At 56.7% G+C, this 13,907-nt stretch carries 12 protein-coding genes and 1 pseudogene; 9 read left to right on the plus strand and 4 right to left on the minus strand.

Features of this window, described 5'->3' with window-relative positions; all coding sequences use genetic code 11:
* Positions 1-21: 21 nt before the first annotated feature.
* From tnpA to tnpC, 3 genes are all read left to right on the plus strand, one after another.
* Positions 22-474, plus strand: a complete 453-nt coding sequence (gene tnpA, locus V6582_RS01940; RefSeq protein WP_060718545.1) for an IS66-like element accessory protein TnpA — start codon at positions 22-24, stop codon at positions 472-474.
* On the plus strand, positions 471-824 hold the full coding sequence (gene tnpB / locus V6582_RS01945; protein ID WP_010975401.1) for an IS66 family insertion sequence element accessory protein TnpB: 354 nt from the start codon (positions 471-473) through the stop codon (positions 822-824). The genes tnpA and tnpB overlap by 4 nt, the downstream gene beginning before the upstream one ends.
* 62 nt (positions 825-886) lie before the next feature.
* Positions 887-2,575, plus strand: a complete 1,689-nt coding sequence (gene tnpC, locus V6582_RS01950; RefSeq protein WP_060718544.1) for an IS66 family transposase — start codon at positions 887-889, stop codon at positions 2,573-2,575.
* 5 nt (positions 2,576-2,580) lie between these two features.
* Here the strand turns inward: tnpC and V6582_RS01955 are convergent, their stop codons facing one another.
* Positions 2,581-3,678, minus strand: coding sequence for an IS5 family transposase (locus V6582_RS01955; RefSeq protein ID WP_432706303.1), 1,098 nt, complete (start codon positions 3,676-3,678; stop codon positions 2,581-2,583).
* A gap of 683 nt (positions 3,679-4,361) precedes the next feature.
* On the opposite strand from V6582_RS01955, the gene V6582_RS01960 reads away from it, so the two are divergent.
* The 4 genes and pseudogenes from V6582_RS01960 to V6582_RS01975 all read left to right on the plus strand — a co-directional run.
* Complete coding sequence (locus tag V6582_RS01960; RefSeq protein WP_349508852.1) at positions 4,362-5,225, plus strand: tyrosine-type recombinase/integrase; 864 nt, start codon at positions 4,362-4,364, stop codon at positions 5,223-5,225.
* A gap of 4 nt (positions 5,226-5,229) precedes the next feature.
* A complete protein-coding gene (locus V6582_RS01965; RefSeq protein ID WP_156634944.1) occupies positions 5,230-6,207 on the plus strand; it encodes an IS91 family transposase in 978 nt (325 codons plus the stop codon).
* 500 nt (positions 6,208-6,707) lie between these two features.
* Entirely contained in the window at positions 6,708-6,995 is a 288-nt protein-coding gene (locus V6582_RS01970) for a transposase (protein ID WP_234889923.1), read from the plus strand.
* Positions 6,968-7,387, plus strand: a pseudogene (locus V6582_RS01975) (transposase); the annotation flags it as partial. The gene V6582_RS01970 and the pseudogene V6582_RS01975, both read left to right, overlap by 28 nt.
* A gap of 158 nt (positions 7,388-7,545) precedes the next feature.
* Here V6582_RS01975 and V6582_RS01980 read toward each other — a convergent pair.
* Positions 7,546-8,574, minus strand: coding sequence for an IS630 family transposase (locus tag V6582_RS01980; RefSeq protein WP_156634926.1), 1,029 nt, complete (start codon positions 8,572-8,574; stop codon positions 7,546-7,548).
* Positions 8,575-8,742: 168 nt separating this feature from the next.
* The gene (locus tag V6582_RS01985) at positions 8,743-9,396 is read right to left on the minus strand and encodes a GntR family transcriptional regulator (protein ID WP_156634925.1); all 654 of its coding nucleotides are present in this window, start codon (positions 9,394-9,396) and stop codon (positions 8,743-8,745) included.
* A gap of 178 nt (positions 9,397-9,574) precedes the next feature.
* On the opposite strand from V6582_RS01985, the gene V6582_RS01990 reads away from it, so the two are divergent.
* Positions 9,575-10,192, plus strand: coding sequence for a GntR family transcriptional regulator (locus V6582_RS01990; RefSeq protein ID WP_156634928.1), 618 nt, complete (start codon positions 9,575-9,577; stop codon positions 10,190-10,192).
* A gap of 71 nt (positions 10,193-10,263) precedes the next feature.
* On the opposite strand, the gene V6582_RS01995 is transcribed toward V6582_RS01990, so the two are convergent.
* On the minus strand, positions 10,264-11,097 hold the full coding sequence (locus V6582_RS01995) for an IS5 family transposase (RefSeq protein ID WP_349508853.1): 834 nt from the start codon (positions 11,095-11,097) through the stop codon (positions 10,264-10,266).
* 992 nt (positions 11,098-12,089) lie between these two features.
* Here V6582_RS01995 and yghU point away from each other — a divergent pair.
* Complete coding sequence (gene yghU / locus V6582_RS02000) at positions 12,090-12,959, plus strand: glutathione-dependent disulfide-bond oxidoreductase (RefSeq protein WP_156634285.1); 870 nt, start codon at positions 12,090-12,092, stop codon at positions 12,957-12,959.
* Positions 12,960-13,907 lie beyond the last annotated feature (948 nt).

Genomic DNA, 13,907 nt, shown 5'->3' on the forward strand with positions numbered 1-13,907 from the left:
CAGTTTTATCTGGAGATTTGCATGGCAGATGATGGATTTGTTGGTCGCTACGAAGTTGTCGAGCCGCGCCGCGGTAACCGGCGTTGGCCGGATGATGTGAAGGCGCGGATCGTGGCGGAAAGCTTTGAGCCTGGTGTTCGTGTTGTGGATGTCGCGCGCCGTCACGGCGTTATAGCAAACCAGCTTTCCGATTGGCGACGTCAAGTGCGTGACGGCATTCTGGTGCTGCCGTTTGCGGCGGCAACGACGCCGTCGGAGCACGATGGTGTCGAGCCGTCATTTGTTCCTCTGGCAATCGCTGCGGAGCCGCCTGAGCCTGTCAATCGTTTGCCGCTGCCGAAGCTGGCCTCCGACGGGCCGAGTGTGCAGGTTTTGACGTTGGAGATTGGCTCAGACGTTGTGATGCGGGTTCCTAATAATGTGCCCGTTGAACGGGTCGCCGCTCTGGTTCACGCTGTGCGAGGAGCGTCATGATCGTCGCGGGCCAACGACTGCCGATCCTGATCGCAACCCGTCCGGTTGACTTCCGCTGTGGGCATCAGGCGCTGGCTTTGATGGTGCAGACCGAGTTGAAGCTGGACCCGCATTCCGGGGTGACGGTGATCTTCCGGTCGAAGCGCGGGGATCGTCTGAAGATCCTGGTGTGGGATGGCACAGGAATGGTGCTAACTTACAAAATTCTTGAACATGGAAGCTTTGCCTGGCCCAAGGTTCAGGATGGGACGATGCGTCTTTCCAGGGGTCAATATGAGGCTTTGTTCGAAGGTCTTGACTGGCGGCGGGTGATGGCGCAACGGGTGACCGCGCCGTCGGCGGCAGGATGATTGTTCGGCCGTCTTTCTATTGTTTTATTTGGATTTTTTGAGCTGCTTTGCTATAAAGCGGCATGTCGCAACCTATTGATCTCAGCCTGTTTCCGGACCTTCCGCCAGAGGTAGTCAAAGCCTTTGCGGCGATGCAGTTCGAACTGTCGGTCGAGCGTGCGGCACGCCAGCATGAGCAGGCGGTCGTTGCCGAAAAGGACGCGTTCATCACTGAGCTGAAGGAACTGATCGAGAAGCTTGAGGGGCAGGTTCACGACTACAGGCGCACGAAGTTCGGGCCAAAATCGGAAAAGCTCGATCCGGCGCAGATGGAACTGGCACTGGAAGACCTTGAAACGGCGATTGCCGAAACACAGGCGCGGATCGCCGCCGTCGAGAAGAAGATCGAAGCCAGCGCAGATGATCCCGAAAAGGCTGGCAATTCTGGAGAGGTTGGCGATCCGGACAAGGCCGTTTCTCGCAAGGAGCGCAAGGCCCGTGCACTGCCCGAACACCTGCCGCGGGTCGAGCGCGTGATCGAGCCCGATAGCATCGTTTGTCCCTGCGGTTGCGGCAACATGGTCCGGATCGGCGAGGACCGGACGGAACGGCTCGACCGGATCCCGGCGCGCTACGAGGTGATCGTCACGATCCGCCCGAAATACGCATGCCCCAAGGGTCGAACCGGCGTCGTCCAGGCCAGAGCGCCGGCGCATCTTCTGGAAGGGAGCTGGCCGACGGAGGCCCTTCTGGCGGAGATTGCCGTCTCCAAGCATTCCGAACACATGCCCCTCAACCGTCAGGCCGAGGTCATGGCGCGACACGGCGTGCCAATCGACCGCACGGTGCTGGCCGATTGGATGGGGCGCACGGGTAGCGAAATCGCACCGGTGGTCGACCACATGGCCAAACGGCTGCTGTGGGAAAGCACGCGCCTCTATGTCGACGAAACGACCGCCCCGGTGCTGGATCCTGGGCGAGGCAAGACAAAGACCGGCTATCTCTGGGCCGTGCTGCGTGACGACCGCGGCTGGAATGGTTCTGCTCCGTCAGGTGTGGTGTTCCATTATCGGCCCGGGCGTAAAGGAGAATATGCCGCTGAGATCCTTGACGGGTTCAACGGCACAATCCAAGTGGATGCCTACGGCGGTTACTCTCATCTCGCTACGTCCGATCGTATCGGCGGCGCTCCGCTGAAGTTGGCTTTCTGTTGGGCACACGGGCGCAGAAAGCTGATCAAGGCCACGCCAAAGAGCGGATCGCCCATCGTCGACGAGGCGTTGGTGCGGATCGCCGCGCTCTACAAGATCGAAGACAGTATCCGAGGCTCAGACCCCGAACATCGCCGGGCAGTTCGACAGGACCTGTCCCTCCCGCTGGTGGAGGAGTTCTTCACCTGGCTGGCAGCCCAGGCCGCGCGCGTCTCACGCAAATCTGACCTCGGAAAAGCCCTGGCCTATATGCTGACGCGACAGGACGGATTCCGGCTGTTCCTGGACGATGGCCATGTCGATATCGACTCCAACCTGGTGGAAAACGCGATCCGCCGCCCGGCCATGAACCGCCGCAATGCGCTCTTTGCGGGGCACGATGAAGGGGGCCGCAATTGGGCTCGGTTTGCCAGTCTTATCGGCACTTGCAAAATGAACGGCGTTGAACCTTACGCCTATCTTTGCGACCTCTTCACCCGCCTCGCAAACGGCCACCTCGTGAAAGACATCGATGCCCTGATGCCTTGGGCCTATGCCACCCGCATCAAGGCCTCACAATGAGCTCGTCAGATACTCATCGGTGAGCTCACATCCGGCCCCCAGGCAAAACTATCAAGCCGCTGCAACTGAAAAATCAATGGGGCGTGGACGCCGCATACGCTGATTCCGATGGTGCGCACGAAGAGCTTCATCTTGTCCTTCTGCCGCGCAAAGACATGTTCGATGGCGGAGCGGACCTTCGAACGACGGCCGTTGGCGCGCGACATCGCCTCCGGCATGGGTTTGCCCTTTGGCTTCTTCTGATGGATGTCGGACTTTAGGCCATTGTCCTGCAACCATTCCTCGTTGGTCTTGGAGCGATAGGCCGTATCGGCCCAGACCGTCGACGCGGTATTGTCTTTGGTCACTACGTTTCGAAGCTGGGCTCCGTCATGGGCGCTCGCACTCGTCACCGTCCATCCCCGGATAAAGCCATGGGCTCGGTCGATGCCTGCATGGTTTTTGTAACCAAACATTGGAATGGCAATATCGTGCTGGCCAGTCGTCGTCGACGTCGGCGTCTCCGTTGGCCGTTTCGCCTTGGAATACTTCACTGTCCATCGCGCGTCGCGGTCCTTCTGGGCCAGCCTGGCGGGTTTATCCTTCCAGTCCTCAGGGATTTCGCCGGCCTTGATCGCGTCTTTCTCGTCCTGGCTGTTATGTTGCTTGGGAGCCTGGATGATCGTGGCGTCAACGATCTGCCCGCCTTTGGCCAGATATCCGGAACGTGAGAGATGCTTGTCGAAACGGGCAAACAGATTATCAATGGCACCTGCACGCACCAAACTCTCTCGGAACAGCCAGATCGTCTTGGCATCCGGCACCTTCTGCGAAAGGGAAAGGCCAAGGAAACGCATAAACGACAGCCGGTCCTGGATAACAAACTCCGCTTGGTCGTCGGAGAGATTATAAAGCGCTTGCAGCACCAGGATTTTAAACATCAGAACCGACGGAAATGGTGGACGTCCACCCTTCGATCCGTCGGACCGCTTCAGCGCCTTCGCTAAAGGTTTTTCAAATATCGCCCATGGAATGATGCTGTTGAGCTTCTCCAGCGGATCGCCGACGGCACTCAGCCGTTCGTAACGATCATCCAAATCCCAAAAGCCCGGTTGCCCACGCATCATCCGCTCCCAGAAAATCACACTGGCCGGATTGAATCATGAAACGCGGAAAATGGGGAGGTTTTTAGAGGTGTCCAGTTAGCTCTCGAGCATTAAAACGTGCGGACCCACGTTTCATAGATATCGTGCGCGTCGTAAATTCTTATCCAACTCCAAATCGACACATGTCGTCGATGTCGCGGACTGTTTGTTTTTTCTTCAACATCGCGGTGTTGAGAATTGTTTGGTTGACAGGATATATACGGATGTCACATCCGTGCATCCGTGCATCCGTGCATCCGTGCATCCGTGCATCCGTGGTAAGCATCCGAGGAAGCCTGCAATTACCCACACCTCGGTTACCTGCGTTGCTGACCGTTTGATCGAGAATTTCAATTTCCTGCTCGGTGAGAGCAGCAGTTGGCGGTGTTTCGGGCGCAGTGCGCGCAAGCATTGTCAACCAGAGCACTCGCCAGCTCATAATGCAGAACACGGCGACGAGGTTTGCCAGTCGATCGGCCGTTCGTAATCTTGCATCTTCAGCCCGGCAACCGGACTTAGGCGGTGTGGACGGATTGCCGCATGTTTAATTTCTGCGATTGAACTAAGCCGCTGATCGCGGCGATTCGTGGCGGGCTTTGACGAGAGCGCCCTGACTGAGAGGATGGTTGTGTTGCAACCCACCCTTCAGACAGGAGGCCCCGATGGCTGAGATAAGCCCTCTTCGCCGCCGAATGATTGAGGACATGACAGTCCGCAATTTGTCCCCGGCGACCCAAAGATCCTACATCAGTGCAGTCCGGAAGTTCAGCCGCTATTTCGCCCGATCACCTGATCGACTTGATCTTGGGGACATTCACACGTTCCAGGTTCACCTTGTCTCAACGGGGATATCATGGGCATCTTTAATTCAGATCGTGTGTGCTCTTCGATTCTTCTATGGCATCACGCTTGGCCAAGACGATGTCCCCGATCGGATCCCGTATGCGCGCGAACCACGCAAGCTCCCCGTTATTCTATCGGCAGACGAGGTGGTGCAATTCCTTGAAGCCGTCTCCAGTCTGAAGGCGCGGGTAGCGCTGACCACAGCTTATGCTGCTGGCCTCAGGGTCGGCGAGGTCTGTGGTCTGAAGATCGAGGATATCGATAGTTCCCGGATGGTGATCCATGTTCGTCATGGCAAAGGTGCCAAGGCGCGATACGTGATGCTGTCAAACGAACTGCTGGGCATTTTACGCAGTTATTGGCGCCTATCGCGACCCACCGGGTTCCTTTTTCCAGGGCGCGATGCCGACAGGCCAATCGAACCGACAGTTTTGAACGCCGCCTGTCGATCAGCAGTTGCCGCTACTGGCCTTTCAAAGCGGGTTACCGTCCATACGTTGCGGCATTCCTTTGCAACGCACCTTCTGGAGAATGGCACCGATATCCGGATCATTCAGGTCTTGCTTGGCCATGCCCATCTATCCAGCACTGCGCATTATGCACAGGTGTCCACTGACACCATCAGGTCGACCGCCAGTCCCCTTGACCGTTTGCGATTGGAGGTGACTCCGCCGGAAGGGTAGCCGGTTGCGTCCCGCCTTCGAAGTCGCCGACATCTTTCGGTGGCATGGGGGATCTTACAGACGAGAGAACGCCGGTCATCTTGGCCGCAGCGAACGACGCGTCATGGGAGCAATAGAAGCCTGCCGGACACCCAGGCTCGGGGGTCATGTCGATGCTTGCGATCAGTGCGGCAGAACCCGCATCTCCTATAACTCATGTCGTAATCGCCACTGCCCAAAGTGTCAGGGAGCCGCTCGCAAGGATTGGGTCGACGCACGCATCGCCGATCTCTTGCCGGTCCCCTATTTCCATGTGGTCTTCACGCTACCACGTGATGTCGCTGACATCGCCTTCCAGAACAAGGCGGTCGTCTATGCATTGTTGATGCAGATCTCGGCCGAGACCCTGCAGACCATCGCAACTAACCCCAAGTGGCTAGGCGCAGAGATCGGCGTCACCGGCGTACTTCACACCTGGGGCCAGGCGATGACCCACCATCCCCATGTCCACTGCGTCGTACCGGGCGGAGGCCTCTCACCAGACAGAACAAGGTGGATCAATTGCCGATCGGTACTTGCCTATCTTGGCCGCTACACCCATCGTGTTGCCATCGCAAACAGCCGCATCGTCCATGTCGATGACGACCATGTCGCCTTCAGATGGAAGGATTATCGTGGAGACGGTCGCGACCGTGAGAAGATTATGTGGCTTCATCCCCACGAGTTCATCCGGCGCTTTCTCCTTCATGTGCTTCCGGATGGCTTCCACCGCATGCGCCACTTTGGCTTCCTCGCCAATTGTCATCGGCGCGATCGTATCGCTCTCTGCAGAAGCCTCCTCGGCCAACCATCACCGACAGGCGAGCGATCCCATTCGACAAAATCTCAGCAGGCCCATTCCTTCGAATGCCCCGATTGTCAGCGCCCCATGCGTCGAACTGGCGTCACCGTTGCCCCTGTACCACCGCCTCGGCCATCATCCTTCTGGTGCGATACTTCATGATGTCAGACAACCGCAAACATCACAGCATATTCCCACTCGTCCAGCGCTGTGCCGGCGATCGATATCGCTCGACCCCCGCAAGATCGAACCGCTTCAGATCCCGGTACATTTGGCCCACAGGTCTGCAAGGTCTCCGGCAAAACGCTCCCGAATGTCCATTCTCAAGATCAGCGACACCCTCGGAGCAATCGGGACGGCATGGTTCCGGCTCCGCCGACATAGGGCCGCTTCTCAATTCCCCATAGCAGCGTCGAACAACCCGCGTCTTAGTTCAATCCGGCTTACATGAGGCCGCCCGAACCCGCCGCGCTGTCCCATGCGACCTCAAATAACCCTCCAGATTCCCAAATCAGTATTTGAATGATTCATGGGTTGCCGGTTTCAGAGGAGATCGGCGATGCTGACGAAGATGACAGAGGCGGACTGGGCGGCACGCACTTGAGGTTTTCCGCGTCTCGCTTCCACGGCGGGGCGACAAGGGTCGAGATGACCGGCTGTTTTTGGAGGCCCTGCACTATTTCTCCGTCAACAATATCACCTGGCGCGGTCTGCCGGAGCGCTATGGACATTGGAACAGTGTCTGGAAGCGCTTTTCCCGATTGAGCAAGGCGGGTGTTTTTGAGATTTTCTTCGAGCACCTTGCCAGCCTGAGCACGTCGGCCGATCTAGTTCAGATGTTCGACAGCACCGTGGTGCGCGCGCATGTTTCGGCAGCGGGAGCAAAAGGGGGCAATATGGCCAAGCGCTTGGCCGCTCGCGAGGCGGCTTCTCGACCAAAATCCACCTGAAGACCGATTTCGACGGACATCCCATCGCCTTTGATCTGACCGGGGGCGAGAAAGGTGACGCTCCGCACTTTCCAATCCTGCTTGGCCTTGGCCCCGATGTAGATCCCCGCGCCGCCATGGGCGACAAGGGCTATGACAGCAAGGCTAACCGGCAGGCCGCAAGAAGACGGGGCGCGGTTCCCGTCATTCCTTATCGTTCAACGGCAAAATCAAAGCCGACGTTCTTTCCCAAAGCGCTCTACAAAGGTCGCGCCCGCATCGAGCAAGCAGTCGGAAAACTCAAGCGCTTCAAGCGCGTCGCGCTACGATGCGAGAAGACCAAACAAAATTTCTCCTCCATCGTCGCAATCGCCGCAGGCTTCATCTTGATCAAATCCGTCCACACTGCCTAATACGCGAAGATTCTTGGCGGGTTCGGAAAACTTGTTGGCGAGGCCACCATTCGAGGGCACGTTATCCGAGAGGTTGTGATTTTGGCATACAGGAATGACCCTGTTAGCATGAGAAATAAATAAGGCTTGTCATGCGTAATTGTAGTCGGGCCGTAGACCTAGTGGATGGAATCTAACGCTTGGTGCCCGCGTTTAACGGCGGCGATGATTTTGTCGGGATCGGCGGTCCAAGTGAAGGGCCTTGGCTTTTTGTTGTGCTCAACGAGGAAACGGTTGATGGCGGCCTGGAGATCGACGACGGAATGGAAAACGCCGCGTTTCAGACGCCGCTTCGACAGCCTGGCGAAGAAACCCTCCACCGCGTTGAGCCATGAGCTTGAAGTCGGAGTGAAGTGGAAGGTGAAACGCTCGTGACGGTCGAGCCAGGCTCTCACCTTGGGATGCTTGTGGGCAGCATAGTTGTCGAGGATGACGTGGACGGCCTTGTCGTCCGGCACCTGGGCGTTAATGGCGTTGAGGAAGCGGATGAACTCCTGATGACGATGACGCTGCATGTTGCGGCCGATGACGGTGCCGTCGAGCACGTTGAGGGCGGCAAACAGCGTGGTTGTGCCGTGCCGCTTGTAGTCGTGGGTCATGGTGCCGAGCCGACCCTTCTTCATCGGCAGGCCCGGCTGGGTGCGGTCGAGCGCCTGGATTTGGCTTTTCTCATCGACCGACAACACGACGGCGTGGGCTGGCGGATCAACATAGAGGCCGACAACGTCTCGCAGCTTGTCGACGAATTTCGGGTCGTTGGACAATTTGAACTGCCGCCACCGATGAGGTGCGAGGCCATGCGCTTTCCAGATACGCCTGACTGCGCTGGCGCTGATGCCGGCGGCCGTCGCCATCATGTCGGCCGTCCAGTGCGTCGTCTCGCCCGGCGGATCAGCCAGCGTCAGGGCCACCACACGCTCGGCGACATCGGGTCCGAGCCGCACAATACGCGACGGCCGCGTCTTGTCGCGCAGGAGACCCTCGACGCCTTCTGTGGCGAAGCGCTCTTGCCAGCGCCATACGCAGGTCTTCGATTTGCCGGTCTGGCGCATAATCTCGACAGTCCCGACGCCATCGGCACTCAGCAGGATGATCTCGGCCCGCCAGACGTGCTTTTGGGGCGCATTGCGATCCCTGGTCAAGGCCATCAGGCGTTGGTGAAAGAACGGATGCCGCAAGAATGCAGCGCTTGATGTGAGAATGGAGCATTTTATCCTCTGGAGTTTTGTTATCGTTGGGTCCCAGGCGTGCATTCATATGGGATCCCACTTTTATACAAAGGAATTTTGGTGATGCAAGCGCGATGTTTCGATCATTCAGTAATTTGAGAGAACGCCTTGCCTGACCACCTCGAGATGATCGATCATCGCCAGCCGGGCTGCATCGCCGTCGCCTTTGGAAAGGGCTTCGAGTATTGCGCGGTGCTCGCGGACGCCGGGCTTCGCGCGAACCACGGCCATCTGCCTTTCGAAAATGGTCGTGTAGCGCCGCATCTCCGCAATGGCGGCGGACATAAATGGATTTCCGCTCTCAGTAGCGATGTAACCGTGCAGTACATCATCGAATTGCCATACGATCTCAGGGTCAGGATCGGCATTTGCTTCGATTGCGTCGAGCATGTCGAAGAGCGATTCAACGCGATCTCGACGACCGTGCAGAGCCGCCTGGACAGCGGCTGGCGGCTCAAGAAGGGCGCGCATCGCCAAGCTGTCGAGATAGTCTTTGAGGCTGATCACCCGAACAGACAGAACTCCCTTTTCGTCGCGAACAAGGAGCCCCTCGCCTTCCAGTCTCCCCAGTGCATGGCGCATTGGCGACCGTGAAACCGAGTGCTGCACAGCCAGTCTGCGTTGTTGCACGACCGATCCGCCGACAAGTCTGGCGGCAAGAATGTCCGCCAGCACGCTGCGGTATGTATTATCCGCAAGACTGGTATCGACCTGCTCATCAAGTTCATTGTCACGAGGCAATTATGTTGGTCCCTTTTCGATATCGGTTATCATATGCAACAAGAGCCATCTTGAAGGAAGTGGCGCGTCGCACGAGAGATCGGGCGGAAGCGGATTGGAGATTGACAGGACTGTGACAGACGTTTCAAGCGGGCGGGTGGAGACCGCCCCAGACAAAAGCGCGCATAATCTCGCATCCATGGCCTACAAGGCCATATCCGACATGATTAGGCATCGCAGGCTGAAGGGGGGCCATGTCATCGTGGAGGCTCGGCTTGCCGAGATACTTGGCATCTCGAGAACTCCCTTGCGGGAAGCCCTTCAACGCCTTGAAGGCGAAGGTCTCGTCCGCAAGAGCAACGGCCGGAACTACGTAGTTCGTCATGTGGACATCGGCGAGTATTTGCAAAGCTTGAGGCTTCGCCTGCTCATCGAACCCGAAGCCGCAGTCTTGTCCATAAAAGCGATCCCCCGTCGCCAACTCATAACAGTCAGGAGAGAAGTTCACGAACTGCTTGGGGCCACCGCCTATCATACCGATCAGCACTGGTTCTCAGACGACAACCTTCACAACATGATCATCGACAATTGCGGCAATGCCGTTATGGCAAAGGTCCTGCGGGAACTTCGAGCGACGACGCGGTTGTTCGAAATCGAGCGGCTAAAGGATCGCCTCAGGCCGGATTCGACCGAACATCTCGTCATAATCGAAGCGATCGAGCTTGGAGATAAGAAATCTACCCGGGATGCGGTGGCTGGCCATATCGTCAGCCTGATAGAGTTCGCTCGAAGACATTTGCAATCGACGGAAATCTGACATTGGATTGGTTTGCGCTTGATGGGAAGCGAACCCTCGACCCGTGTCTGAGAGTCGGACTCGAAAAGCCTTCAATGATATCGATACCTTGCAAGGCGCCGAGTGATCAGGCGAATGTGGGCGATCATGATCCATGCCTGTGAGGAGGCGATGGACTTTTCTACGTCTTTTGCCAGTCTTCGGCATCTGCCAAGCCAGGCGAAGGTCCGCTCGACGACCCAGCGTCGTGGCAGCACGTCAAAGCCTTTCGCTTTGTCCGAGCACTTGATGATCTCGACAGTCCAGCGCCCGATCTTCTTCAGTCGCCGCTTCAGCTTGTCGCCTGCATAACCACCATCGGCGAAGACATGCAGCAACCATGGCCACCTGTGGCGAATGGATTTCAGGAGATCGGGAGCACCGTCGCGATCCTGGATGTCGGCGCTGTGCACCATGAGGCCGACCATCAGGCCGAGCGTATCGACGATGATATGGCGCTTGCGCCCTTTGACCTTCTTGCCCGCATCGTAGCCTCGTATGCCGCCACTTTCCGTGGTTTTCACGCTCTGGCTATCGATCACGCCAGCCGTCGGGCTTGCCTCTCTGCCCTCCAACTCGCGAGCCTCCATCACCAGATGATGGTTGATACGTGTCCAAAGTCCCAGTGCCCGCCATTCATAGAAATATCGCTGGACGGTTGAACAGGGCGGAAAGTCCTTTGGCAGCATGCGCCACTGGCAACCGGTCGTGGCGATGTAAAGCAGAGCGTTGACGACCTCGCGCAAATCAGTGGTGCGGGGACGGCCCAAGCGGCGGGGTATCGGCAGAAAAGGCTCAACCAAAACCCATTCCCGATCCGTCATGTCACTTGCGTAGCGTGCCGTGCGCCGGGCATAGTGCCGACGGGTGATTTCAGTCCAGGCCATCGTGTACTCCATCGAATCTTCGCAAATCCGAAGGAATCATAACCTGTTGAAATCACCCACCTCTTTTTGAGGCAGCCTCTGAGATCTATTAAGTGATTGATACAAAAGGAAGCGTGGTTCGTAAGGGATATCGGCGGTCACGTAAGCCATCACTATGGAACTAGCTTCTCCTGTTTTAAATTTAGCAGGAGCGTCCTGGTGTCGTTAGTTCGTTAGCTCGCCAACGTTTATCTCGCCTCCCGATACAGTTGTTAACATGTGTAATCTCGTCGCATTGGTCGTTGCTACGAGGCTTGCTGCGGCTGGGCAGAAAATCCGGCGTTGTTCTAGGGGGCGTCTGCAGTTTCGGAAGACGTCTTAGTTTTTATTCATCGTCCGCCCCTGGCATTAGATATACTATTTTGCTCGAAAGCGAGCTGGGGACGGCTTAATCGTTGCGCTAGCACTGGACAGAGCACTCCTCAATGCGTGCACGGATGCTACCGTCCCTTTTTCTGCTATATGCGCAGCTGTTGGTTGATCAGCTATTCACGCGACAAACCCAGGAATAAGTGTCAGCTTCTTCACAGGATGTTACGATAGGATATCATATCAGCCACGCAAGTCATCAATAAAGGCGACGGCTCCAATGCGAGCCTTCCCAATGATTTCGATCAGGCATCACCGACGTGCTGGGAGCAACAAACTGACTTCCACGTCAGTCGATCGTAGTGTCCGCCTATACTGCGCAGAATTCTTATCGTTTCGTACTGAAATACCGCTCGGGGCGACGTCTGCCGGTAGATAGGATGAACGCCAACATCGAGTCTTGTAAAAGGTCCAAATGCCGACCAATGCCCGCGATCGCCTCCGATATGCGCGGCGAGAGACCAGATCACGCGAACCAAACTCATCAACGGTCAAGCTCCTTGATTGTCATAAAAACATAACTTGTTCGTCTGCAGGTTTGAGACCAAATTATACCGGTGGGGCGCAACTGACTGGAGTGAAAAATGACTGACAACACCGAATACAAGCCCGCCAGCGTCTGGACATGGGACCAGGCAAGTGGCGGCCGGTTTGCCAATATCAACCGGCCAAACGCCGGTGCGACTCACGACAAGCCCCTCCCGATAGGCAAGCATCCGCTGCAGCTCTACTCGCTGGCGACGCCGAACGGCGTCAAAGTGACCATTATGCTCGAGGAACTGCTGACACTCGGCCACACGGGCGCGGAATACGATGCCTGGCTGACTCGCATCACCGAAGGCGACCAGTTTGGCAGCGACTTCGTCGACATAAACCCAAATTCCAAGATCCCGGCGCTGATGGATCGCAGCGGGTTAACCCCAGTTCGCGTGTTTGAGTCCGGTTCGATCCTGTTCTACCTTGCAGAAAAGTTTGGTGCCTTCCTGCCCACCGAGCAGCTGGTGAGGACCGAATGCATGTCCTGGCTCTTTTGGCAGGTGGGCAGTGCCCCCTACCTAGGCGGAGGCTTCGGCCACTTCTACGCTTACGCATCGACAAAGATGGAATATCCCATCAACCGTTTCGCGATGGAGACAAAACGTCAACTGGACGTCATTGATCGTCGTCTTGCCGACAACGAATATCTGGCCGGCAGCGAATACACGATTGCTGACATCGCCGTCTGGCCGTGGTACGGCGCACTGGCAAAGGGCTGGCTCTTCGACGCTGCGGAATTCCTTCAGGTCCAGGAATACAAGAACCTGCAACGCTGGACCGACCTGATCGGCGCTCGTCCTGCAGTGCAGCGCGGCCGGATGGTCAATCGGGTGTTCGGCGAACCGTCGAGCCAGTTGCACGAACGCCACGATGCTGGCGATTTCGACACGAAGACACAAGACAAGAACGTCGCCTAGATGTGAGCTTTCAGAAGGGTGTCCATTCGGAGCGGATTAGGGAGACTGGAGTTGCTACACTTCAGTTTTTCAATCACGCTGCGAATGAACATTCATCATAATGCCCGACTGACGCTGTTAGACGGGCCAACGCACAGCGAGGAGTGCGCCAGTCGCAATATGCGCGGACCGACAAAGGGCCTTGTGACATCTTCCACTAGGTGGAAGCGATTCCTGCCAAGTATTAGATAGTTCCGACACGCATCCGGTTTCACCTAAGGATTAAAAGATCGGGTAACTCCCGTTTCAAAGGCACCTAGAACTGTTATCGCTCGTATGCGCCGCCCAATAACTTCCGAACGTACCGTTTTCCTTACTACGGTTCGTAGCGTCCAGCACCGCAGTTCGCAGCGTTCGTGGGTACCACGACGATTGGTGCCAGTACTGACGCAGACAGCCTTGATGCGCATCCAACAAGCGCAAGTATGATCGTCATCGATCGGTTCGACTGCGGAGGTGGCTGAATATTGCAATATCTTTAGTTGATAAAGCACTACGAACAGACAGGCTTCGATTTCGTCTCGACGGGCGAGAGGCGGGGTTTAGCAACAGGATTCGAGGACGACAGTCGTTTGCGCCCGGATCGTTGACTTGAGGATCGCCAGTCTAGTTGGGGTCATCTCGTCCCACCCGATCAGTTCAGACATCATGTGACGGGAATGATTCAGGCCCATCCGAGCGCCGCCGAAATTGCGCTATCGTTCGACATAAGTTACTGAAAACAAAAATAAATCCTTCCAATAACAATCGGCAGCTATCGGCGTGTATAGTTTGAGCCTGGCGGCCCGTCTGACGGGCCTCGGGTATATTGCTCAGCCGCATTTTTGAAAGTACCGTCAGGGACAATGAGGCTCGTGACGGTACTTTTTTCGTATTAAGTCATTGAATGTAATGGCGAATATCTGTCGC

It is taken from the genome of Agrobacterium vitis (assembly GCF_037039395.1).
Taxonomy (GTDB): Bacteria; Pseudomonadota; Alphaproteobacteria; order Rhizobiales; family Rhizobiaceae; genus Allorhizobium; species Allorhizobium vitis_E.

Coding starts and splice junctions, on each gene's coding strand:
- tnpA (WP_060718545.1), top strand. CDS start 22: ATGGCAGATGATGGATTTGTTGGTCGCTACGAAGTTGTCGAGCCGCGC.
- tnpB (WP_010975401.1), top strand. CDS start 471: ATGATCGTCGCGGGCCAACGACTGCCGATCCTGATCGCAACCCGTCCG.
- tnpC (WP_060718544.1), top strand. CDS start 887: ATGTCGCAACCTATTGATCTCAGCCTGTTTCCGGACCTTCCGCCAGAG.
- V6582_RS01955 (WP_432706303.1), bottom strand. CDS start 3,678: ATGCGTGGGCAACCGGGCTTTTGGGATTTGGATGATCGTTACGAACGG.
- V6582_RS01960 (WP_349508852.1), top strand. CDS start 4,362: ATGGCTGAGATAAGCCCTCTTCGCCGCCGAATGATTGAGGACATGACA.
- V6582_RS01980 (WP_156634926.1), bottom strand. CDS start 8,574: ATGGCCTTGACCAGGGATCGCAATGCGCCCCAAAAGCACGTCTGGCGG.
- V6582_RS01990 (WP_156634928.1), top strand. CDS start 9,575: ATGGCCTACAAGGCCATATCCGACATGATTAGGCATCGCAGGCTGAAG.
- V6582_RS01995 (WP_349508853.1), bottom strand. CDS start 11,097: ATGGCCTGGACTGAAATCACCCGTCGGCACTATGCCCGGCGCACGGCA.
- yghU (WP_156634285.1), top strand. CDS start 12,090: ATGACTGACAACACCGAATACAAGCCCGCCAGCGTCTGGACATGGGAC.